19 protein-coding genes are annotated in these 21,649 nt (G+C 70.9%); 8 read left to right on the top strand and 11 right to left on the bottom strand.

What is annotated here, in order from left to right; genetic code table 11:
- Window positions 1-218: 218 nt before the first annotated feature.
- The 3 genes from ACF1G2_RS13395 (at window position 219) to ACF1G2_RS13385 (ending at window position 2,933) form a co-directional block, all read left to right on the top strand.
- The gene (locus tag ACF1G2_RS13395) at window positions 219-869 is read left to right on the top strand and encodes a DUF6230 family protein (protein ID WP_352191711.1); all 651 of its coding nucleotides are present in this window, start codon (window positions 219-221) and stop codon (window positions 867-869) included.
- 137 nt (window positions 870-1,006) lie between these two features.
- Window positions 1,007-1,639, top strand: a complete 633-nt coding sequence (locus tag ACF1G2_RS13390) for a DUF6114 domain-containing protein (protein WP_391798384.1) — start codon at window positions 1,007-1,009, stop codon at window positions 1,637-1,639.
- Entirely contained in the window at window positions 1,629-2,933 is a 1,305-nt protein-coding gene (locus ACF1G2_RS13385; protein WP_391798383.1) for a hypothetical protein, read from the top strand. Before ACF1G2_RS13390 ends, ACF1G2_RS13385 begins: the two co-directional genes overlap by 11 nt.
- 79 nt (window positions 2,934-3,012) lie before the next feature.
- Here the strand turns inward: ACF1G2_RS13385 and pyk are convergent, their stop codons facing one another.
- From pyk to pta, 3 genes are all read right to left on the bottom strand, one after another.
- Window positions 3,013-4,443 carry a pyruvate kinase gene (gene pyk / locus ACF1G2_RS13380; protein ID WP_391798382.1) on the bottom strand — a complete coding sequence of 477 codons (1,431 nt, stop codon included), beginning with the start codon at window positions 4,441-4,443 and terminating at the stop codon, window positions 3,013-3,015.
- Between the two features lie 74 nt (window positions 4,444-4,517).
- Complete coding sequence (locus ACF1G2_RS13375; protein WP_391798381.1) at window positions 4,518-5,753, bottom strand: acetate kinase; 1,236 nt, start codon at window positions 5,751-5,753, stop codon at window positions 4,518-4,520.
- Entirely contained in the window at window positions 5,750-7,861 is a 2,112-nt protein-coding gene (gene pta, locus ACF1G2_RS13370; RefSeq protein ID WP_391798380.1) for a phosphate acetyltransferase, read from the bottom strand. The genes ACF1G2_RS13375 and pta overlap by 4 nt, the downstream gene beginning before the upstream one ends.
- A 259-nt stretch (window positions 7,862-8,120) precedes the next feature.
- Between pta and ACF1G2_RS13365 the strand changes: the two genes are divergently transcribed.
- Window positions 8,121-9,146 (top strand): ATP-dependent 6-phosphofructokinase, encoded by a 1,026-nt coding sequence (locus ACF1G2_RS13365; protein ID WP_391798379.1) that lies wholly within the window; start codon window positions 8,121-8,123, stop codon window positions 9,144-9,146.
- Window positions 9,147-9,413: 267 nt separating this feature from the next.
- On the top strand, window positions 9,414-10,490 hold the full coding sequence (locus ACF1G2_RS13360) for a helix-turn-helix domain-containing protein (RefSeq protein ID WP_391798378.1): 1,077 nt from the start codon (window positions 9,414-9,416) through the stop codon (window positions 10,488-10,490).
- An 84-nt stretch (window positions 10,491-10,574) separates the two neighbouring features.
- Here ACF1G2_RS13360 and ACF1G2_RS13355 read toward each other — a convergent pair whose 3' ends face one another.
- The 4 genes from ACF1G2_RS13355 to ACF1G2_RS13340 form a co-directional block, all read right to left on the bottom strand.
- On the bottom strand, window positions 10,575-11,393 hold the full coding sequence (locus ACF1G2_RS13355; RefSeq protein ID WP_391798572.1) for an inositol monophosphatase family protein: 819 nt from the start codon (window positions 11,391-11,393) through the stop codon (window positions 10,575-10,577).
- Between the two features lie 48 nt (window positions 11,394-11,441).
- Window positions 11,442-12,050 (bottom strand): helix-turn-helix domain-containing protein, encoded by a 609-nt coding sequence (locus ACF1G2_RS13350; protein WP_391798571.1) that lies wholly within the window; start codon window positions 12,048-12,050, stop codon window positions 11,442-11,444.
- A 209-nt stretch (window positions 12,051-12,259) separates the two neighbouring features.
- Window positions 12,260-12,946, bottom strand: coding sequence for a response regulator (locus tag ACF1G2_RS13345; protein WP_391798377.1), 687 nt, complete (start codon window positions 12,944-12,946; stop codon window positions 12,260-12,262).
- The gene (locus tag ACF1G2_RS13340; RefSeq protein WP_391798376.1) at window positions 12,943-14,598 is read right to left on the bottom strand and encodes an ATP-binding protein; all 1,656 of its coding nucleotides are present in this window, start codon (window positions 14,596-14,598) and stop codon (window positions 12,943-12,945) included. The genes ACF1G2_RS13345 and ACF1G2_RS13340 overlap by 4 nt, the downstream gene beginning before the upstream one ends.
- A 123-nt stretch (window positions 14,599-14,721) precedes the next feature.
- Between ACF1G2_RS13340 and ACF1G2_RS13335 the strand changes: the two genes are divergently transcribed.
- Complete coding sequence (locus tag ACF1G2_RS13335) at window positions 14,722-16,095, top strand: cation:dicarboxylate symporter family transporter (protein ID WP_391798375.1); 1,374 nt, start codon at window positions 14,722-14,724, stop codon at window positions 16,093-16,095.
- A 244-nt stretch (window positions 16,096-16,339) separates the two neighbouring features.
- Here the strand turns inward: ACF1G2_RS13335 and ACF1G2_RS13330 are convergent, their stop codons facing one another.
- The 3 genes from ACF1G2_RS13330 to ACF1G2_RS13320 all read right to left on the bottom strand — a co-directional run bounded on the left by ACF1G2_RS13330 (window position 16,340) and on the right by ACF1G2_RS13320 (window position 19,687).
- Window positions 16,340-17,797, bottom strand: a complete 1,458-nt coding sequence (locus ACF1G2_RS13330; protein ID WP_391798374.1) for a glycoside hydrolase family 16 protein — start codon at window positions 17,795-17,797, stop codon at window positions 16,340-16,342.
- Window positions 17,798-17,906: 109 nt separating this feature from the next.
- Window positions 17,907-18,794: an aldo/keto reductase gene (locus tag ACF1G2_RS13325; protein WP_391798373.1), complete on the bottom strand. Its 888-nt coding sequence runs from the start codon at window positions 18,792-18,794 to the stop codon at window positions 17,907-17,909.
- Window positions 18,794-19,687: an NAD-dependent epimerase/dehydratase family protein gene (locus tag ACF1G2_RS13320; RefSeq protein WP_391798372.1), complete on the bottom strand. Its 894-nt coding sequence runs from the start codon at window positions 19,685-19,687 to the stop codon at window positions 18,794-18,796. The genes ACF1G2_RS13325 and ACF1G2_RS13320 overlap by 1 nt, the downstream gene beginning before the upstream one ends.
- A gap of 44 nt (window positions 19,688-19,731) precedes the next feature.
- Here ACF1G2_RS13320 and ACF1G2_RS13315 point away from each other — a divergent pair, with 44 nt between their 5' ends.
- A complete protein-coding gene (locus ACF1G2_RS13315; RefSeq protein ID WP_391798371.1) occupies window positions 19,732-20,253 on the top strand; it encodes an Lrp/AsnC family transcriptional regulator in 522 nt (173 codons plus the stop codon).
- Window positions 20,254-20,318: 65 nt separating this feature from the next.
- On the opposite strand, the gene ACF1G2_RS13310 is transcribed toward ACF1G2_RS13315, so the two are convergent.
- On the bottom strand, window positions 20,319-21,146 hold the full coding sequence (locus ACF1G2_RS13310) for a DsbA family protein (protein ID WP_391798370.1): 828 nt from the start codon (window positions 21,144-21,146) through the stop codon (window positions 20,319-20,321).
- A gap of 109 nt (window positions 21,147-21,255) precedes the next feature.
- Here ACF1G2_RS13310 and ACF1G2_RS13305 point away from each other — a divergent pair, with 109 nt between their 5' ends.
- Complete coding sequence (locus ACF1G2_RS13305; RefSeq protein WP_215066265.1) at window positions 21,256-21,648, top strand: MerR family transcriptional regulator; 393 nt, start codon at window positions 21,256-21,258, stop codon at window positions 21,646-21,648.
- The last annotated feature ends 1 nt before the right edge of the window (window position 21,649 follow it).

The raw sequence follows: 21,649 nt of genomic DNA, 5'->3' as shown, positions 1-21,649 counted from the left end.
CGTGGACAGGGGGGTTCCTGCTCTCACCGGCAGGGCCTGTCCAAGAGGTTGCGCGCAAGGCGTGGCCAGTGGTTGTCGCTCGGGGGTGATCGCCGGTGAAGTCGGACGCTCCTCGCGCCCGGTGTTCGGCGCTCCTTCCCGAGGACGTAGCACTTCTCCCATCCCAGGACGGGCCCCTGGGCCCATCCGGAGATGTACGTCCGAGAAGGAGGATTCTCATGAAGTCCCAGGTTCGTGGCGGGACCAGATGGAAGCGGTTCGCCGTCGTCATGGTGCCGAGTGTGGCCGCGACGGCCGCGATCGGTGTCGGCCTGGCTCAGGGCGCGCTCGCCGCGTCCTTCAGCATCTCCGGCCAGGAGTTCAAGGTGAAGGCCGACAGCCTTGTCGGCAATGACTTCGTCCAGTACGGCAGCGTGGCGTCCGGCAAGGACCTCGAAGGCAAGCCCTTCGCGGAGCCGGTCGGTGTCTCGGGCTTCTCCGAGGCCTGGATCACCAACATGTGCCAGTCCGTGGTGACGCCGAACGTGCCGTTCATCGGCAACGTGTCGCTCGAGCTGCGCGCCGGTACGGAGAAGAACAAGCCGGTCTACGCGAAGGACATCTACCTCGATGTCTCCTCGCTGAAGGCGGACGCCGAGTTCGGCAACATCGACATCGGTGTGGCCGCGGGCTCGCTCCCGAAGTCCGAGGGCAAGCCGGGCATCCAGCCCGGTACGAAGGCCAACCCCTACGGCTTCTCGCAGCGCGCCGAGACGGCGAAGCTCACCAACGTGGAGCAGAAGGCGTGGGCGACCACGGCCGGAACGTTCAAGCTCAGCAACCTGAGCCTGAAGCTGCACAAGGGCACCAAGGAGTGCTTCACCGAGTAGTCACTCGGTGCGGCATCTGGCACAACCGCCCGGCGGGCGAGGGCCGTCGTTCGTTCCGTACGGCCCCGCCCGTTCCCGGCCATAGCGCCACCTTCTCCACATTTCTCAGCAACACCGCTTCCAGGGAGCTGTTTTCCATGAGCGCCGAGTCCACTGCTTCCCGCGGAGTCCCGAGCCAGCGCGAGCGCCGTTTCCACGACTGGCGGGGCAGCCGGCCCTTCTGGGCCGGTCTGTTCACCATGATCGGCGGCGTACCGATCGCCTACTTCCCGTACGCCGACCTGCGACTCGGCAACATGACGATCGCCATGGCGACGACGGGCGGCGCCGGAGCGCTGATCATCGGCGTGCTCCTGGTGACGCTCGGACTGACGATGTGGTTCCAGCCCGTCGTACGGGTCTTCGCGGGTGTCGCGGCGATCGTGCTGGCGCTCGTCTCCATCCCGGTCTCCAACCTCGGCGGCTTCTTCATGGGCTTTCTGCTGGCCCTGATCGGTGGCGGACTCTCCGTCGCGTGGGCCCCGGGCGCTCCGGTGCAGGAGACCGCGATACCGGCCGGCGAGCCGACGGGCGCCGAGGCGGGCGAGCACGAGTACGACGGTCAGCCGCAGGGATCCGAGGCGCCGGAGGAGACCCAGCCGGTCGACTTCGGGAAGGCCGCGGTTCCGGAGCAGCGCGCCGGTGAGGAGCCGGACCCGCACGCGGGTCCCGGTGCGCAGGCGACCGAATCGACGATCGACGCCAACGGCGGGAGGAACAGTGCGGGGTGACGAAACACAGTCGGCGCAGTCGGCGACGGCTGCGGACGACGCCACTCTGGCTCGCAGGGGTCCGCGGCACGCGGCACCGCGCAAGTCGCTGCTGAACAAGATCCAGGGACCCGCGGGCAAGGCGATGGCCCTTGCCGCCATGCCGACCGCGGTCCTGATGGGCATGGGCATGGCGCCCAAGCTCGCCCTCGCCGACGAGAAGGACATCCCCTTCGCGCCCGGTCCGTGCGTGACCCGCTCGGACGAGCCGGTGGCCGAGGAGTCGACGAAGCCCGCCGAGACGCCGAAGCCCAAGCCCACGGCCGACGCGAGCGAGAGCCCGGACCCGACCGGATCGCCGAAGCCCGGCACGACGGAGGAGCCGGAGGCGCCCAAGCCGACCGCCACCCCCTCGGCGACGGCCACGACGAACCCGGACGCCGAGGAGCAGCAGGCCCCGGCCCCGACGCCGACCCCGACGAAGAGCGTCAACCCGCTCGACCCGCTGGGCCTCGGCGACAAGATCAAGGACCTCTTCGACGGGCCGGACGCCACTCCGACGGCCACGCCGGCGCCGACCGCCTCCGCGACGAAGCCGCCGACCGAGGAGCCGGCCGGGAAGCCGACGGCCGAGCCCGACGACACGCCGTCGACCACGGCGCCCAAGCCGGGCGAGGCCACCGCCGACGACCCGGTCGACACCGCCAAGGAAGCGATCAAGGATGCCGCCGAGAAGGCCGGCGCCAAGGTCGAGGAGCTGCCGGAGGACGCCAAGGGCCTCGACGCCAAGAAGGACGAGGACATACCGGAGGGCGCCAAGCCGCGCTTCCCGTGTCCCGAGGCCGACCCCGAGGCGCTCGCGGCCGCGGAGCTGGAGCCCGGCATCCCGCTGCTCCCGGACGAGCCGTGGATCCTCAACAGCACGAGGCTCACGCTCAAGGGCCTCAAGTACCACGGCATCGTCGAGGTGAAGACGGGCAGCGGAAAGATCAAGAAGGTCCTGAAGTTCACCGCGAAGGACGGTGTGGACATCAAGGACCTGCACCAGCGCACCGTCCACTCCGAGGGCTACACGGGACACGTCCGCTCCGACAAGGGCTCGACGTCGACCATGAGCAACGGCACCGTGACCATGTACACGGAGAAGCTGAAGGGCAACCTCTTCGGCATCATCCCGGTCACCTTCAGCCCGGAGACCCCGCCGCCGCTCGACGTGCCGTTCGCGATCTTCACCGACGTCGAGGTGACCCAGGCCGGCCAGTTCGGCGGCACGCTCACGGTCCCCGGCCTGCGCAACACGGTCGAGCCCGGCTGACCGCAGCCCGACATGACGAGGGCCCCCGTCCGATCCGGACGGGGGCCCTCGTCATGGCCCGGAGGCCTGGCTCGGCGCGTCAGTCGCGGCCGTCGCCGCCCAGGTGGTGCACCCGGACCATGTTCGTGGTGCCGGGGACGCCGGGGGGCGAGCCGGCCGTGATGACCATGGTGTCGCCCTCGTTGTAGCGCTGGAGCTTCAGCAGCTCCGCGTCGACGATGTCGACCATCGCGTCCGTGGTCTCCACGAACGGCACGAGGAAGGACTCCACGCCCCAGCTCAGGGTGAGCTGGTTGCGGGTGGCCTCGTCGGTGGTGAAGGCCAGGATCGGCTGGATCGTGCGGTAGCGCGAGAGGCGGCGGGCGGTGTCGCCGGACTGGGTGAAGGCGATCAGGGCCTTGCCGTCCAGGAAGTCCGCGATCTCGCAGGCCGCGCGGGCGACCGAACCGCCCTGCGTGCGCGGCTTCTTGCCGGGCACGAGCGGCTGGAGGCCCTTGGAGAGCAGCTCCTCCTCGGCCGCGGCGACGATCTTCGACATCGTCTTCACGGTCTCGATCGGGTAGGCGCCGACGGAGGACTCCGCCGAGAGCATGACCGCGTCCGCGCCGTCCAGGATCGCGTTGGCCACGTCGGAGGCCTCGGCGCGCGTGGGGCGGGAGTTGGTGATCATCGACTCCATCATCTGGGTGGCGACGATGACCGGCTTGGCGTTGCGGCGGCACATCTCCACGAGGCGCTTCTGCACCATCGGGACCTTCTCCAGCGGATACTCCACGGCGAGGTCGCCGCGGGCCACCATGACGGCGTCGAAGGCCGCGACGACGGCGGCCATGTTCTCCACCGCCTGCGGCTTCTCCACCTTGGCGATGACGGGGACCCGGCGGCCCTCCTCGTCCATCACCTTGTGGACGTCCTTGACGTCGCTGGCGTCGCGGACGAAGGAGAGGGCGACCATGTCGCAGCCCATACGGAGCGCGAAACGGAGGTCCTCGACGTCCTTCTCGGAGAGGGCCGGGACGTTGACCGCGGCACCCGGCAGGTTGATGCCCTTGTGGTCCGAGATGACACCGCCCTCGATGACCACGGTCTTGACCCGCGGCCCCTCGACCTCGACGACCCGCAGCTCGACGTTGCCGTCGTTGATCAGGACCTGGTCGCCCTTGGAGACGTCTCCGGGCAGGCCCTTGTACGTGGTGCCGCAGATGGACTTGTCACCCGCGACGTCTTCCGTGGTGATGGTGAACTCGTCACCGCGCACCAGCTCGACGGGACCCTCCGCGAAGGTCTCCAGACGGATCTTGGGGCCCTGGAGGTCGGCGAGCACACCGACGGCGCGGCCGGTGTCCGCCACCGCCCTGCGGAGACGGTCGTACCGCTCCTGGTGCTCTGCCTGGGTCCCGTGGCTCATGTTGAATCGGGCCACGTTCATACCGGCCTCGATGAGCGCTTTCAGCTGCTCGTACGAGTCGACGGCGGGGCCCAGCGTGCAGACGATTTTGGAACGGCGCATGAGGCGGATCCTATCGGTTTGTTTCACTGCGGAATATTCCGTCTGGTGGAAAGTACAAATGGGCGCGGGGTCGCTCAGGCGTTCACTTCCGGAGCGGCCGGGGCCACCAGGTCGTAGCTCTGGCGCGCGATCTCCAGCTCCTCGTCCGTCGGCACCACGGCGACCGCCACCCGCGCGTACGCCGGCGAGATGATCCGTGCCTCGCCGGACCGTACGGCGTTGAGATCGGCGTCCACCGCCAGGCCCAGCTCCTCCAGGCCCACGATCGCAGCTTCCCGCACCGGAGCCGCGTTCTCGCCGACACCCGCCGTGAACGCGACCGCGTCCACCCGCCCGAGTACCGCGTAGTACGCCCCGATGTACTTCTTCAGCCGGTGGATGTAGATGTCGAAGGCGAGGGCCGCCCGCTCGTCGCCCTCGTCGATCCGGCGGCGGATCTCCCGCATGTCGTTGTCGCCGCAGAGCCCGACGAGCCCGGACCTCTTGTTCAGGAGGGTGTCCACGTCGTCGTCCGTCATCCCCGCGACCCGCTTGAGGTGGAAGGTCACCGCGGGGTCGACGTCACCCGAGCGCGTGCCCATGACCAGGCCCTCCAGCGGGGTGAGCCCCATCGAGGTGTCCACGCACCGCCCGCCCCTGACGGCCGAGGCCGAGGCTCCGTTGCCGAGGTGCAGCACGATCACGTTCACCTCCTCCGGCTCCTTGCCCAGCAGCTTCGCCGTCTCACGGGACACATAGGCGTGCGAGGTGCCGTGGAAGCCGTACCGCCGGATGCGGTGCGCGTCCGCCGTCTCGACGTCGATCGCGTACCGGGCCGCGGGCTCCGGCATCGTCGTGTGGAAGGCGGTGTCGAAGACCGCGACCTGCGGCAGGTCGGGGCGGAGCGCCATCGCCGTACGGATCCCGGTCAGGTTCGCCGGGTTGTGCAGCGGCGCGACCGGGACGAGCCGCTCGATCTCGGCGAGCACCTCCTCGTCGATCACGGTCGGCGCCGTGAACCGCAGTCCGCCGTGCACCACCCGGTGGCCGATCGCGGCCAGTTCGGGGGAGTCGAGGCCGAGGCCGTCGGCCGACAGCTCCTCCGCCACCGCCTTCAGGGCGGCCGCGTGGTCGGCGATGGCGCCGGTCCGCTCCCGCCGGGCACCTCCGCCGCCCTGCAGCGGGGTGTGGACCAGACGCGAGGTCTCCTCGCCGATCCGCTCCACCAGGCCGACCGCCAGCCGGCTCCGGTCACGCATGTCGAGCAGCTGGTACTTAACCGACGAGGAGCCGGAGTTGAGGACGAGGACGCGGGTCGCGGTGCCGGTCATGCGGGGAGCTCCTGGGACTGGCCCTCGGGGGCCTGGGGGGTCTGGGACTGGATCGCCGTGATGGCGACCGTGTTGACGATGTCGCTGACGAGCGCGCCGCGCGAGAGGTCGTTCACCGGCTTGCGCAGACCCTGCAGGACCGGGCCGACGGCCACGGCGCCGGCCGAACGCTGCACGGCCTTGTACGTGTTGTTGCCGGTGTTGAGGTCCGGGAAGATCAGCACGGTCGCCTGACCGGCCACCTCCGACCCCGGCAGCTTGGTCGCCGCCACGGACGGCTCGACGGCCGCGTCGTACTGGATGGGGCCCTCGATCCGCAGCTCCGGGTGGGACTCCCGTACCAGCTTCGTCGCCTCGCGGACCTTGTCGACGTCGGCGCCGGAGCCCGAGGTGCCGGTGGAGTACGACAGCATCGCGATCCGCGGCTCGACACCGAATCGGGCCGCGGTGGCCGCCGACTGCGCGGCGATGTCCGCAAGCTGCACCGCGTTCGGGTCCGGGTTCACCGCGCAGTCCCCGTACACCAGCACCTTGTCGGCCAGGCACATGAAGAACACGGACGAGACGATCGACGCCTCGGGCTTCGTCTTGATGATCTCGAACGCCGGACGGATGGTGGCCGCCGTCGAGTGCACCGAGCCGGAGACCATGCCGTCGGCGAGTCCCTCCTCGACCATCAGCGTCCCGAAGTAGTTGACGTCCGAGACGACGTCGTACGCCAGCTCCACCGTCACGCCCTTGTGGGCGCGCAGCTCGGCGTACTTCGTGGCGAACGCGTCCCGAAGCTCGGAGGTCTGAGGGTCGATCAGCTGGGTCGACGGCGACGACAGGTCGATGCCGAGGTCGGCGGCCTTCTTGCGGATGACCTCGACGTCGCCGAGGAGCGTCAGGTCGCAGACGCCCCGACGCAGCAGCACGTCCGCCGCGCGCAGAACGCGCTCCTCGGTGCCTTCCGGCAGGACCACACGACGGCGGTCGGCGCGGGCCTGCTCCAGGAGTTCGTGCTCGAACATCATGGGCGTGACCCGCCCGCTGCGGGCCACCGAGATCCGCTTCAGCAGATCGGCGGTGTCCACGTGCCGCTCGAAGAGACCGAGCGCGGTCTCCGCCTTGCGGGGCGTGGCGGCGTTCAACTTCCCTTCGAGGGAGAAGAGTTCGGCGGCCGTGGGAAAGCTGTTGCCGGGGACGGAGATGACCGGGGTGCCGGGCGCGAGCCGGGCGGCCAGGGTCAGGATCTCGTCGCTGGGACGCTCGTTGAGGGTGAGCACGACACCGGCGATGGGCGGGGTGCCGGCCGAGTGCGCCGCGAGCGCCCCGACGACGAGGTCGGCGCGGTCCCCGGGGGTGACCACCAGACAGCCGGGGGTCAGCGCGTTCAGGAAGTTCGGCAGCATCGCGCCGCCGAAGACGAAGTCCAGCGCGTCGCGCGCCAGGCCCGCGTCGTCGCCGAGCACGACCGAGGCGCCCAGGTGGTGGGTGATCTGGGCAACCGTGGGGGCCGAGAGCGCGGGCTCGTCGGGGAGGACGTAACAGGGCACCGGCAGCCGGGCCGCGAGCCGTTCGGCGATGGCGGCCCGGTCGTCGGCGGCCACCCGGTTGACGGCCATCGCGAGTACGTCGCAGCCCAGTCCGTCGTACGCCCGGAAGGCGTTGCGCGCCTCGGCCCGTACGGACTCGGCCGGCTGGCCCTTTCCTCCCACCACGGGTATCACCGAGGCGCCGAACTCGTTGGCGAGGCGCGCGTTGAGCGCCAGCTCGTCGGGGAGCTGGGTGGCGGCGAAGTCCGTACCGAGGACGAGGACGACCTCGTACTCCCGGGCCACAGCATGGAAGCGGGCAACGAGCCGGGAGACCAGTTCGTCGGTACCCTGCTCGGCCTGGAGCGCGGACGCCTCGTGGTAGTCCATGCCGTAGACACTCGCCGCGTCCTGGGAGAGCCGGTAGCGGGCGCGCAGCAGGTCGAAGAGCCGGTCGGGGCCGTCGTGCACCAGGGGCCGGAACACCCCCACCCGGTCCACCTGGCGGGTCAGGAGCTCCATGACTCCCAGCTCGACGACCTGCCGGCCGTCCCCGCGGTCGATCCCGGTCACGTACACGCTGCGCGTCACGCCGTGGTCTCCTGTCCCGTTTCCGTCCACCCGATCGCGTCAACCGAGTGTGTTCAAAAAACCCCGATAGGGTGGCATAGCCCTCTTGACAATACCTCTGGGGGTGGATAGGACGCCCGCCGGGCGAAGGGCCCGTAAAAGGGGACGAAAGGCCCTCCGGGACGGGTCCGCGGAGCCGCCGGGAGCGCGAGCGCCGCGCCGGACGTGGGAGAATCGACGGAGCTCACACGTACCACTACCGAGCAGGAGACACGGCACGATGCGCATCGGAGTTCTCACCGCAGGCGGCGACTGCCCTGGCCTGAACGCAGTGATCCGGTCGGTCGTACACCGGGCGCTCACCGGCCACGGCGACGAAGTCATCGGCTTCGAGGACGGGTTCAAGGGTCTCCTCGACGGGCACTTCCGCCCCCTCGACCTCAACGCGGTCAGCGGCATCCTCGCCCGCGGCGGAACCATCCTCGGCTCGGCCCGCCTGGAGCGCAACCGGCTGTCCGAAGCCGCCGCGTCCGCCCCGGAGTTGGCCAGGGAGTACGGCATCGACGTGCTCATCCCGATCGGTGGCGAGGGCACCCTCACGGCCGCCCGGATGCTCGCGGACGCCGGCATGCCCGTCGTCGGTGTCCCCAAGACGATCGACAACGACATCTCCTCCACCGACCGCACCTTCGGCTTCGACACCGCCGTGGGCGTGGCGACCGAGGCCATAGACCGTCTCAAGACCACCGCCGAGTCCCACCAGCGCGTGATGGTCGTCGAGGTGATGGGCCGGCACGCCGGCTGGATCGCGCTGGAGTCCGGCATGGCCGGCGGCGCCCACGGCATCTGCCTGCCCGAGCGTCCCTTCCAGGTCGACGACCTCGTCAAGATGGTCGAGGAGCGCTTCGCGCGCGGCAAGAAGTTCGCCGTCATCTGCGTGGCCGAGGGCGCGCACCCGGCCGAGGGCTCCATGGAGTACAAGAAGGGCGAGATCGACCAGTACGGTCACGAGCGCTTCCAGGGCATCGGCACCCGGCTCGCCATCGAGCTGGAGCGACGCCTCGGCAAGGAGGCCCGGCCGGTCATCCTCGGTCACGTCCAGCGCGGCGGCACGCCGACGCCGTACGACCGGGTGCTCGCGACCCGCTTCGGCTGGCACGCCGTGGAGGCCGCGCACCGGGGCGACTTCGGGAGGATGACGGCGCTGCGCGGCACCGACATCCACATGGTTCCGCTGGCCGAGGCCGTCACGCAGCTGAAGACCGTCCCGTCGAGCCGGATGTCCGAGGCGGAATCGGTCTTCTGACCCCACCCGGCCGGGACGGGTCTTCCGACCCCACCCCGGCCGGGACCTCGGTCCCGAGCCGTCCCGACACCGAAGGGCCCCGATCGTCCCCCCGTGGACGATCGGGGCCCTTCCGTTCCCGTGCTCCCCCGTGTCTCCCCCGTGGCGGTTCCGGCCCGGGGCCGGAATTGCCGATTTCCACTCTTGAGTCGAACAGCCGGATCAACAAGGCTTGGGGCTGTCCCGGACATGTCCCAACCCTGTCCGGGGGAGGGGCGGCGAGCACGCATGACCGAGGGACACGCCGGCGCGGACGGCGCCCCCGACCCGCGCGGGGCCACCGACGCCGCCTCGTTCATCGCGCGGCTCCAGGCACTCAAGGACTGGTCCGGACTGACCTACCGCGAGCTGTCGGCCCGGGCGGAGGCGCTCGGCGACGTCCTGCCCCGCTCGACCGTGGCCAACATGCTCGCCCGCTCGACCGTTCCCCGTGAGGAACTCCTGACGTCCTTCGTCCGCGCGTGCGGAGTGGCGCCCGGAGCGCTTGAGGACTGGCAGTCGGTCCGCGAGGAACTCGCGGTACGAGGGGTGTACGGGGGCGGCCCCGAGGGGCTGGAGGAGGAGACCGGGGAGCACGATGCCGAGGAGTCCGGGACCGAGTGGCCGGCGGGGCCGGCGCAGGCACCCGTCCCCGACCTCGGCCCCGACTCCGTCCACGGCCCCGAGCCTTCGCCACCCGGTCCCGACCACGACGCCGCCGCCGACGCCGACCCCGGCCCCCGGATACCGCGGACGCTCGTCACCGTCGTCGCCGTCACCGGCCTCGTCCTCGCCACCGTGAGCGTGGTCGCCGCCCTGGTGCGGGACGAGGGCGGCGACCGCCCGAAGGCCGCGGCCAGGGCCCTCACCTCGCCGGCCACCGGAGACGTACGCATACGGGTGATCGGCTCGGACCTCTGCCTGAACGAGCGGCGAGGCGGCCGCAGCGGCCAGATCCATCAGCGGGAGTGCGAGGGCGCCGACGTCCCCCGGTACTCCCTCAAGGACCTCGGATCCGGGGAGTGGCGGATCGTCTCCGACCACCCCGACTACGGCCCCGGCTGTTCCGGCATCCCCTCCGGGGGCCGGATCCCCGACGCCGCGTTCGAGGACTCCGAGTGCGGGGACCCGTCGCGCGTGGAAACGTTCCGCCTGGAGCCCTTCGGTACCCCGGTGACCGGCTACCGCATCGTCCCGAGAGGCTCGGCGACCGCGAACTCCTGCGTCACCGTCGTCGGCGACCGGGCCGCCGCCTGGGCGAAGCTGGCCCAGGGGCCGTGTCGTACGGACGCCAGGGGCCAGCTCTTCAGCTTCGACCGCCGCTGACGCTTCGAGGCCGGACCGGCCCCGATCGACACCGGCCGGCCCCGATCGACACCGGCCGACCCCGGCCGACCCGATCAGTCCCGATCAGCCCCGGATCATCGACATCAGCTGGTCGTGGGTCTCGGCGTCGGCCGCCGCCACGAGCCCCCGGCCGCCGGCGCCGACCGGGCCGCCGTCGATCCCGGTGACGACGCAGCCGGCGGCCCGGCACAGGGCGATGCCCGCAGCGAAGTGCACGCTGCCCGACAGGTCGCCGCCGTCGGTGACGTACGCGGCCCGCCTGCCGGCCGCGACCCAGGCCAGCGCCAGCGTCGACGACACGACCCGCGGCCGGAACCGCTCGACGAAGCGGGGGTGGGCCAGGAGGTCCACCGCCCGGAACCCCGGTGCGCTCGGAAACGGCGGATCGAGGTTGACGTCCACCAGGCTGGTGGCGGGCGTCGGCGCGAGCGGCGTGACGGACCACTCACCGTCTCCGTCTCCGTCGCCCCCGCGCCGCACCCAGGCGGCCTTGCCGTCCGTGAAGAAGACCTCGCCGCTGAACGGGTCGGCCACCGCCGCGGCCCCGTCGCGCAGCGCCACGTTGACGGCCACGAGCATGTTGCCGACGGCGTAGTTCAGGGTTCCGCAGAGCGGATCCACCAGCCACCGGCGCGCGGCGTCGGCCGCACCCTGCCGCCCGCTCTCCTCGCCGAGCACCGAGTCGTCGGGCCGAGCGGCCCGGATGACGTCGAGGATCGCCTGCTCCGCCGCCACGTCGGCGGCGGTGGCGAAGTCCCCGTCGCCCTTGTCGATACGGGCGAGCCGCCGACCGTACAGGGTGCGTACGACGTCCGAGCCGGCGCGCACCGCGGCCACCGCGACATCCCTGTCGTCAAGGCGGTTCGCGGATGAATTGATCATGTCCATGTCCCGACCCTACCGACGGGAACACCGTCCCCGCCGGGCGTTCTACGGGCCGACGGCGTCCCAGAAGTGCTGGACGATTCCGTCCAGGTACTCCCGGCCGGACTCCCCGCTGCCACCTGAGGCGCCCCAGCTGCTGGTGGCCGCCATCCTGGCGTGGTAGTCCGTGTGCAGACGCTGGAGCGCGGGCTCTAGGACCCGCTTCGTCAGCGGCAGCAGCTTCGCCACAGGGCGGACGTACGCCTGCCAGCGCGTCGTGGCCGCGTCCCGCAGCAGCCCCGCCAGCTCCTCGTCGCGGCCGGTCGCCTGCAGCAGTTCCTTCGGTCCGAGGCCGAGCGCCTCGGCGAGGGCGCCGGTCTGGCGTTCGTTGCCGCGCCAGCGGCCCGAGTCCTCCATGCGCGTGTAGGCGGCAGCGTCGAGACCCACATGCCGGGCCAGGTCGTCGAGGCCGATGCCCCGGGCGATCCGGTGTTCGCGAAGAGTGGTGGCGGCCGCGATCAGCTCGCCGGGGGCGCACCAGAGGACACCCGCGAGTGCGGTGAGCTCCTGCGCGGTGGGGGCGAGGCGCCCGCGTTCCCAGGCGACGACGATGTCGGGGGTGGTGGCGAGGCCGTACTGCGCGCGGAGACCGTAGGCGACATGGCCGGGAGCCATGCCGAGGCCTTCGCGCAGTTGACGTGCGGCGAGCGCGTTGAAGGGAGGGGAGGGAGGGGTGTGGTGCACGCCCCACACCGTAGGTGCGCCACGTGACCGTGGGCTACGGTGCGTTCACCCAAGGCCAGAAGTCGTAGAAACATGGGAACTCGACGGTAACCATCCGTAGTGATCACCCATGGGTTCGGTGACCGAGGATCGCCGTCCGGTCAGCGGACGATGGTCGTGATCCACCGGTACTGGAGCTCCGGGCGGCCGATCTGACCGTACTGCGGAGCCCGGGCGGCGCGCCCGTCCGTGACCAGGTGTTCCAGATAGCGGCGTGCCGTGATCCGGGATATCCCCACGGCCGCCGCGGCCTCCGTGGCGGTCAGGCCGTCCGCGGCGTCCCGGAGGGTGCGGGTGACGGCCTCCAGGGTGGGAGCGCTCAGGCCCTTGGGGAGCGAGGCCGGCTGCGGCGCCCGCAGCGTGGCCAGGGCGCGGTCCACCTCGTCCTGCCCGGCCGCCTCGCCGGCGGTGGCGCGGAACTCGGCGTACCGGGTGAGCCGGTCCCGCAGCGTCGCGAAGGTGAACGGCTTCAGGACGTACTGGACGACACCCAGGGACACCCCCTCGCGCACGATCGCCAGATCGCGGGCCGACGTCACCGCGATCACGTCCGCGGAGTGCCCGCCCGCCCGCAGCGAGCGGAGCAGCTGGAGGCCGTGACCGTCCGGGAGGTAGAGGTCGAGCAGGATGAGGTCGACGGGCGCGCGGTCGAGGACGCGCACGGCGGCGGCCCGGGAGTGCGCGACCCCGACGACCGTGAACCCTCGCACCCGCCCGGCGTAGAGCGCGTGCGCGTCGGCTGCGACGGGGTCGTCCTCGACCACCAGTACGCGGATGTCCTGGCTCATACGGGAACCTCCCTGCTCGTCCCGCCCCCGTCATGGTGCCTCGGCCCCGGCGTCCCGCCATCGGCCCGCTCCCGTACCAGTGGCAGGCGTACGGTGAACTCGGCGCCGCCCTCCGGAGGGTCGGCCAGGACCACCGTGCCCGAGGCGCGGGTGGCCGCCTGGCGGACCAGGGCGAGGCCGAGACCCCGCCCGGGACCGTGGGTGGACCAGCCGCGGTCGAAGGCCGTCTCGCGGTCGGCCTCGGCGATCCCCGGCCCGGTGTCGCAGACCCGGAGGAGGAGTTCGCCGTCGCGGGTACGGGCGGTGACCGTCACGCGCGCGTGCGGGGTGCCGCTCGTCGCGTCCACCGCGTTGTCGATCAGGTTGCCGAGGATCGTCACCAGGTCCCGCGAAGGGATCTCCGGCGGCAGGAGCCCGTCGTCTATCCGGCTGTCCTCGGTCAGGACCAGCTCCACACCCCGCTCGTTGGCCTGCGCCGCCTTGCCCAGGAGCAGCGCCGCGAGGACCGGCTCACCGACCGCGTCGACCACCCGGTCGGTGAGCGCCTGGGCCAGCTCCAGCTCCGCCGTGGCGAAGCCCACCGCCTCGTCCACCCGGCCGAGTTCGATCAGCGAGACGACCGTGTGGAGCCGGTTCGCCGCCTCGTGGGCCTGCGAGCGCAGCGCCTGCGTGAACCCCCGCTCCGACGTCAACTCACCTGACAATGCCTGGAGTTCGGTGCGATCCCGGAGCGTCACCACCGTTCCGCGGCGCTCCCCGCCCACCACCGGGCGGGTGTTGACGACGAGTACACGTTCCGCCGTCAGATGCAGCTCGTCCACCCGCGGCTCGGAGGCGAGCAGCGCGCTGGTGAGCGAGACCGGAAGGCCCAGATCCGCGGCCGACCGGCCCACCACCTCCGCGTCCAGGCCGAGCAGCTCGCGCGCCCCGTCGTTGATCAGCGCGATCCGCCGCTGCCCGTCCAGCATCACCAGGCCCTCGCTCACCGCGTGCAGGGCCGCCTCGTGGTAGTCGTGCATCCGACTCAGTTCCGTCGCGTTCATCCCGTGCGTGTGCCGCCGCAGCCGGGCGTTGATCACGTACGTACCGGCGCCGCCGAGCGCGAGCGCCGCCCCCGCCATGCCCAGGAGCGCGACGACCTGTTCCCGTACCTGCTCACTGATCTTCTCGATGGTGATGCCCGAGCTGACCAGGCCCACGACCCGGCCGTCGTCGAGCACCGGCGCGACCGCGCGCACCGAGCGGCCGAGCGTGCCCAGGTGCGTCTCGGAGAAGGTCGTCCCCCGCAGGGCCGGCTCGATGTGGCCGAGGTACGTGCGGCCGATCTGGTCCGGCTCGGGATGTGTCCACCGCGTGCCGTCGGGCGCCATGATCACGACGAAGGCAACCCCGGAGTGGATCCGCAGCGACTCCGCGTACGGCTGGAGCCGCGAGCTCGGGTCGGGGGAGCCCGCCGCCTCCACCACGGAGGGGGACTCGGCGACGGCCGTCGCGAGCGCGGTGACCTGGCGGCGCGCGGTCTCCTCGGCCTGGTCCCGGTCGGTGAGGTAGGCGAAGACCGCGCACCCCGCCACGATCGCCGCCACCAGCACGACCTGCATCGCGAAGAGCTGGCCGGCGAGGCTCCGTGGACGGGGGACGGGTATGCGCATGCCGGACAGTGTGACAGTCCGGCCGTGAACGAAACGAACGCAAGCGTGACCCGGGTCACAGGCTGATGGATATTCGCTGGGATCCACCGGGACGTGGACATCCATCAGCACGAGGAGGACCCCGTGGCCGCACGCCGGGACCGTACCCATTATCTGTATCTCGCCGTCATCGGAGCCGTGATCCTCGGCGTCACGGTCGGCTTCGTGGCGCCGGACTTCGCCGTCGAGCTCAAGCCGCTGGGCACCGGCTTCGTGAACCTGATCAAGATGATGATCTCCCCGATCATCTTCTGCACGATCGTTCTCGGCGTCGGCTCGGTCCGCAAGGCCGCGAAGGTCGGAGCCGTCGGCGGGCTCGCGCTCGGGTACTTCCTCGTGATGTCCACCGTCGCCCTCGCCATCGGCCTGGTCGTCGGCAACGTCCTGGAGCCGGGCTCCAGCCTCCACCTGACCAAGGAGGTCGCCGAGGCGGGCGCCCAGCAGGCGGACGGGGCGAGCGAATCGACGGCTGACTTCCTGCTCGGGATCATCCCCAAGACGCTGGTCTCCGCCTTCACCGAGGGCGAGGTCCTGCAGACCCTGCTCGTCGCCCTCCTCGCGGGCTTCGCCCTCCAGGCGATGGGGCGGGCCGGAGAGCCCGTGCTGCGCGGCATCGGGCACATCCAGCGGCTGGTCTTCCGCATCCTCGCCATGATCATGTGGGTCGCGCCGATCGGCGCGTTCGGTGCCATGGCCGCGGTCGTCGGCGCGACCGGCATCGACGCGCTGAAGTCGCTCGCGGTCATCATGATCGGCTTCTACGTCACCTGCGCCCTGTTCGTCTTCGTGGTGCTCGGCGCGATCCTCAGGATCGTCGCGGGCGTCAACATCCTCACGCTCCTGAAGTACCTGGGCCGCGAGTTCCTGCTGATCCTCTCCACCTCGTCCTCCGAGTCCGCGCTGCCGCGGCTCATCGCGAAGATGGAGCACCTGGGTGTCAGCAAGCCCGTCGTCGGCATCACCGTCCCGACCGGCTACTCCTTCAACCTGGACGGCACGGCGATCTACCTGACGATGGCCTCGCTCTTCGTCGCCGAGGCGATGGGCAACCCGCTCTCCGTCGCCGAGCAGATCAGCCTGCTGGTCTTCATGATCATCGCCTCGAAGGGCGCAGCCGGTGTCACCGGCGCGGGCCTGGCGACCCTCGCCGGCGGTCTGCAGTCGCACCGCCCCGAGCTCGTCGACGGCGTCGGCCTGATCGTCGGCATCGACCGCTTCATGAGCGAGGCCCGGGCCCTGACGAACTTCGCCGGCAACGCGGTCGCGACCGTCCTCGTCGGCACCTGGACCAAGGAGATCGACAGGCAGCGGGTGACGGAGGTGCTCGCTGGGCGGGTTCCGTTCGACGAGAAGACCCTCGTCGACGACCACGCGGGTCTGCCGGAGCCGGAGGAGGAGTCGGACGTACCGGACCAGCGCCTCGGCAAGGGCGACGAGAAGGCCCGCGCGAGCGTCTGAGCGATATCGGATCCAGGATCCAATGTCCGAAATCCATGATTCCGGACACGGGATCCTGGACATTGGATCCACCACATGGATCCGGAGACCACCCCGGCTCCCGGGCCTTGAGCCGGATCCGGGCTCCGGGGTACGGGACGCCCCCGGCCGCTCACGCGGCCGGGGGCGCCTTTCCCGTAGGTCACCGATCCGCCTCACGGGTCCGCAGCGCCGTCCCGCCTCACCGATCCGCGTCGGTCACCGCTCAGGAGAACGGGATCCGCACCACCGACTGGTTCCCCACGCCGACCGTGCTCGGCCCGTTCCCGATCGCGTTCCACACCTCGACCCGGACCCGTCCGTTCGTCAGGTTCCCGTGGCTGCCGGTCGCCGACTTCAGGCCGCTCGCCTGGGTGTAGTGCTCGTACCCCGGCACCGGATCGGTCGCGAAGTACTGGTACGTCTCCACCCGCTCCCAGCTCCCGTCGCCCGTACGGTCGTAACTGACCCGCACCTGCTGCCCGTTGGCGACCACCGCCCCCGCGTCCACGAACAGGTCGAACTGGGTCGCACCGCCGTTGTACGTCCGCGTGACCGGACCGGAGGTGAAGACCTGAGGGTTGGCCGGCGCGCCGTCGTGGTTCCCTCCGCCCGCCGAGGCGAGGGAGACGGTCGAGGCGGCCGCCTGGGCGTCCCCGGCGCTCGAACCCGTCCGCAGGTACAGCTGCGAGGAGCCCGAGGGCGGCGGAGTGGTCGGCGGGGTCGTCGGCGGGGTCGTCGTTCCGCCGCCTTTCGTCCACACCGCCACGTAGTCGACCAGCATCGGCCGTCCCGACACCGTCGCGGCCGTCGGCGTCGGACCGCCCAGGGCGTCCGGGAAGGCGCCGCCCATCGCCACGTTGAGCAGCAGGAAGTAGCCCGCGTGGCTGGTCATGTCGGCCCACGCCTGGGCGCCGACCCGGGTCTCGTTCACGCTGTGGAAGAGCTGGTCGTCCACGTACCAGCGCAGCTCGTTGGGGGAGACCGAACGGTCCCACTCGAAACGGTACGTGTGGAAGGCCGACTGGCAGCTCGCGCCCGGGCAGACGCGGCTGGCGCCGATACCGGTGGTCTCGCCGCACGGCCCGCCGGGGTTCACGCCGCAGTGCAGCACGCCCCAGACCGAGTTGATGCCGTTGACGTTCTCCATGATGTCGAACTCGCCGATGGCGGGCCAGTTCCAGTAGTTGCCCCGGTAGGGGGCGCCGAGCGCCCAGAACGCGGGCCAGTAGCCCTTGGCGGCGTCACCCGTCACGTTCGGCATCTGAATCCGGCCCTCGATGCGGAGGGTCCCGCCGGCCGGAGCCTTGAAGTCGGCCCGCTTCGTCTCGATCCGGCCCGAGGTCCAGTTGCCCGCGCCGTCCTTCAGGGGGGTGATGCGGAGGTTCCCGGTGCCGTCGAGGCGCACGTTGTCGGGGCTCGACGTGTAGTTCTGTATCTCTCCGGTGCCCCAGTTGCCAGGGCCGCCCGGATAGCCGTGGCCGGTGTCGATCTGCCAGTCGGCGCCGTTGGGCAGGGAACGGTCGGGGCCGTCGAAGTCGTCGCTCCACTGGAGCGACCAGCCGGGCGCCGGGGGTACGGCGCCGCTGGCGGTGCCGGCCCCGCCCAGGCCGAGCAGGGCGCCCGCGGCAAGAGTGCCGGCGAGGAGCGATGCGAGAAGAGGGGTGCGTCGGACGCGGCTCAAGGAGAACACCTCCGGTGGGGGTTGAGGGCGTGAGAGCGCTCTCAGGAAGCTTTTGTAGATGGAGACACCGAGCCCGTCAATGGGTTCGGTGTCTTCGACTACCGAAGGATCACCGAAGGTCCAGCTCGGCCAACTCCCGTGTACTGAGCACGAGTTCGGAGGCCTCCGCCGAATCCCGCACGGTCTCCGGCCGGCTCGCCCCCGGGATCGGCAGCACCGTCTCCGAGCGGGCCAGCAGCCAGGCGAGCGCCACCCGCTGCGGGCTCACCCCGCGCTTCCGCGCCACCCGGTGGAACGCCCCGGACTCCGGGTCCGCCTCCAGGGCCGACGCCCCGTCCAGCGAGCTGCGCGAGATCCCGCCCAGCGGGCTCCACGGCATGAACGCGAGACCGAGTTCCGCACAGAGCCGCAGCTCCGGCTCGGAGGACCGGACCGCCGGTGAGTACCGGTTCTGTACGGAGACGAGCCGCTCACCCAGGATCTCCCGGGCGAGCCGGATCCCGTCGACGTCCACGTTCGAGATCCCGGCCAGCCGGATCGTGCCCGCGTCCAGCAACTCCCTCATCGCGCCCAGCGATTCGGCGTACGGCACGGCCGGGTCCGGCTTGTGGAGCTGGTACAGCCCGATCGCCTCGACGCCGAGCCGCCGCGCCGACGCCTCGGCCGCCCGCCGCAGATGCTCCGGCCTCCCGTCGACCGTCCAGCCGCCGTCGGCGGTCCGTCCGCGCCCGCCCTTCGTCGCCACGAGCACGTCCCCGGTCCGGCCGCGACCCCCGTACGCGGCCAGCGCCCGCGCCAGCAGCAGCTCGCCGGCGCCCGGCTCACCACCCGGCGGGTGGTAGGAGTCCGCGGTGTCGAGCAGCGTCACGCCCGCGTCCAGCGCCGCGTGGACCGTGGCCAGGGCGCGGGCCTCGTCGGGGTGCTCCTCGATGGAGAGCGGCATGGCCCCGAGACCGACCTCGCCGACCCGTACGTCCCCGAGCACGCGGTACCGCATCAGCGCACCCCCAGCGTCTCGGAGAGGGCCTGCCCCAGCCACTCCGTGGAACGGCGGAAGGAGAATCCGAGCGCCGTCGCCCTGGAGTTGTCCATTCCGTACGAGCGGGCGAACGAGAAGGGCGACACCTCGCCGACCTCGACCTCCCGGAAAACGGTCCGGCCCCCGATCCGGCGCTCGATCTCGGCGCAGATGTCGGCGGTGGTGAGCGGGCCGTGGGAATGCGCGTTGACCGGCCCGGTGAACGACGCCTCGGCCGCCCAGGCCAGGAATTCCGCGATCTCCTCCACGTACACATAGGTGGCAGGATGGTTCTCCGCGGGGACCGAGATCGGTTCGCCGGCCCGGATACGATCCGCGTAATGGCCGACCCTGCCGGTGAAGTCGTCCTCGCCACCCAGCACATGGGCGACCCTTACGGCCACGTACGGGAACGCGGGCCCGGCCGCGAAGACCGCCTCCGCCTGCCGCTTCCCCTCTCCGTAGTGCGTGCCGAGGAACTCCGGGTCGTCCCAGGGGAGATCGGGATCGACGATGACGGTGCGCGGGTCGACCGCCTCCTCCCGTACGGGTTCGGCCGCGTTCTCGTACGCGTACACCTCGACCGTCGACGTCATCACATAGCGCCGTGTGCGCGGCCCGAGAACCCGCCGTGCGATCGCCGCCTGACGCGGGGTGTAACAGACCTGGTCGACGACGACATCGAATTCCCGGTCGCCCAGCGCGCTTTCCAGAGCGGCCTCGTCGTTCCTGTCGGCGATCAGATGGTCCACGCCCTTCGGAACACCCGAAGAACCCCGGTTGAGAATCGTCACGCCATGCCCGGATTCCAGCAGACGGAACGTCAGACGCTTTCCGAAATAGCGGTTTCCGCCGATGATCAATACGTTCATGCGACAAGTGTTACGTTGAGCGCTCGTTGACTGAAGGGGGAAACATGGGAGTCCAGGCCGCCGCACCGAAGGAACCACGGCATTCGCGCCCTGCCGCCGACGAAACCTCGGCGGGGGCCTTCGACCCCATCGACCGGCAGATCCTGGAACTCCTCCAGGAGGACGGCCGGATCAAGCTCAGCGAACTCGGCCGCCGCGTCCGGCTGAGCCCCGCGGCCGTCACCGAGCGGGTCCGCAGACTGGAGGCCTGCGGGGCGATCACCGGCTACGGCGCGCACGTCTCCCCGGCCCGCCTGGGCTACGGCATCCGGGCCTTCATCCGCGTCGACCCGCACGGCGGCTACACCCTCAGACACCCCAGAACACTGGAGCTGACCGGCCGCCCGGAGGTCCTGGAGGCCCACCACGTCGTCGGCGAGGACTGCTGGATCCTCAAGGTCGCCGTCACCGACACCCTCCACCTCGAAGACGTCCTGGAACAGACCTCGGCACTCGGCCGGACGACCACGTCGATCGTCCTGTCGTCCCCGGTGGAACGCAAACCGCTCCTGCCCCCGGCGCCGTGAACGAGGCCCGACATCCCGCCGGCCGCCCCCGCGCACGACGCCGAGGGCGTCGGGCCACCCCCGTGTCAGGACTGGGCGGCCTCGGCCTCCGCCTTCTCCTTCAGAGGCTTGTAGACCGCGTCCCATGCACCGGGGCGCCTGTGGAGGTCCCCTACCAGGAGCGTGAACAGGTTCGCGTCGAAATTGACCCCGTACAGACCGCCGTCGATGTTGTTGCCGTTGACGACGACCGTGGGTGTGCCCGGGCCGATGGGATCGTCGCCGGTCTTCTCGTAGGCCTGCTGGGAGGCGGTGACGAACGAGCGGTACCTCATCGTCCTGACCGCCAGGTCGAAGGTCTCATCGCGAAGCCCCGGAACCTCGTCGGCCAGCTTCAGAAGGCGTTCGGTGGTGAACCCGCCGCTGCTCTCCACGGCGGCCTGGTTCTCGAAGATCACCGCGTGGTACTCGACGAACTTCTGCTTCTCCAGAGCGGCACGCAGTGCGTTCACCGTGCGCTTCGAGCCGTCGCCTCCGAGACGCTCGTCCTTGAAGGAGGCGAAGGTGTACTCGGCCCTGATCTCTCCCGTGAGCAGTAGCTTCTGGAGACCTTCGGCGCCCGTGCGCTCGTACTCCTCGACGACCGGGCACCGCGGATCCTCGTACACGCGCACCGCCGAACGAGCCGCGGGATTCCCGACCACGATCGTCGTGCCGTCCTGATCCCGCTCCTCCGGCAGCCGCTCGGCGGACGCGTAGCGGGCCGTCCCGGTCCGTACGGCCGGGTGGGCATCGCCCGGCTCTTCTCCGTCCGGCCCGGCTTCTCCGGCACGGTGGCCAAGCGGCGTGCATCCCACGAACGCACCTATGAGACCTACCGTGATGGCCGCGCGGACCGTTCTGCTGATCTTCATCGAACTCCTGCCCCTCCCCTGTGAACAGGCGGACTCTACGTGTCCGGCCGGACAGTCGCGCCACAGGGCCTTTGCCTTGACGTCGGCGTCAAGGCGTACGTTCGGGGACATGCGAATCGGCGAGCTGGCCGAGCGGGCCGGAACGACCACGCGGACTCTGCGCTACTACGAGTCCCGTGGCCTTCTGGCAGCCCGGCGCACGGAGAACGGCTACCGCACGTACGACGAGGACGACCTGCGGCTCCTCCAGCAGATCAGGACCCTGCAGGACTTCGGGTTCGAACTGGAGGAGACCCGGCCGTTCGTCGAGTGCCTGCGGGCGGGCCACCCGGCGGGGGACGCGTGCCCCGCCTCGCTCGACGTGTACCGCCGCAAGCTCGCGGAGCTGGACGGCCTCGTCGAGCAGCTCCAGGCGGTACGCGCACAGGTCGCCGCGCAACTGCTGAGGGCCGAGGCGGAACTGCCGGGCGGCCCCGAACCCACCTGCGAACTCGGAGGATGAG

The organism is Streptomyces sp. NPDC013457, assembly GCF_043089925.1.
In the GTDB taxonomy this organism is placed as follows: domain Bacteria; phylum Actinomycetota; class Actinomycetes; order Streptomycetales; family Streptomycetaceae; genus Streptomyces.
This window is presented reverse-complemented; position numbering and strand designations above follow the sequence as displayed.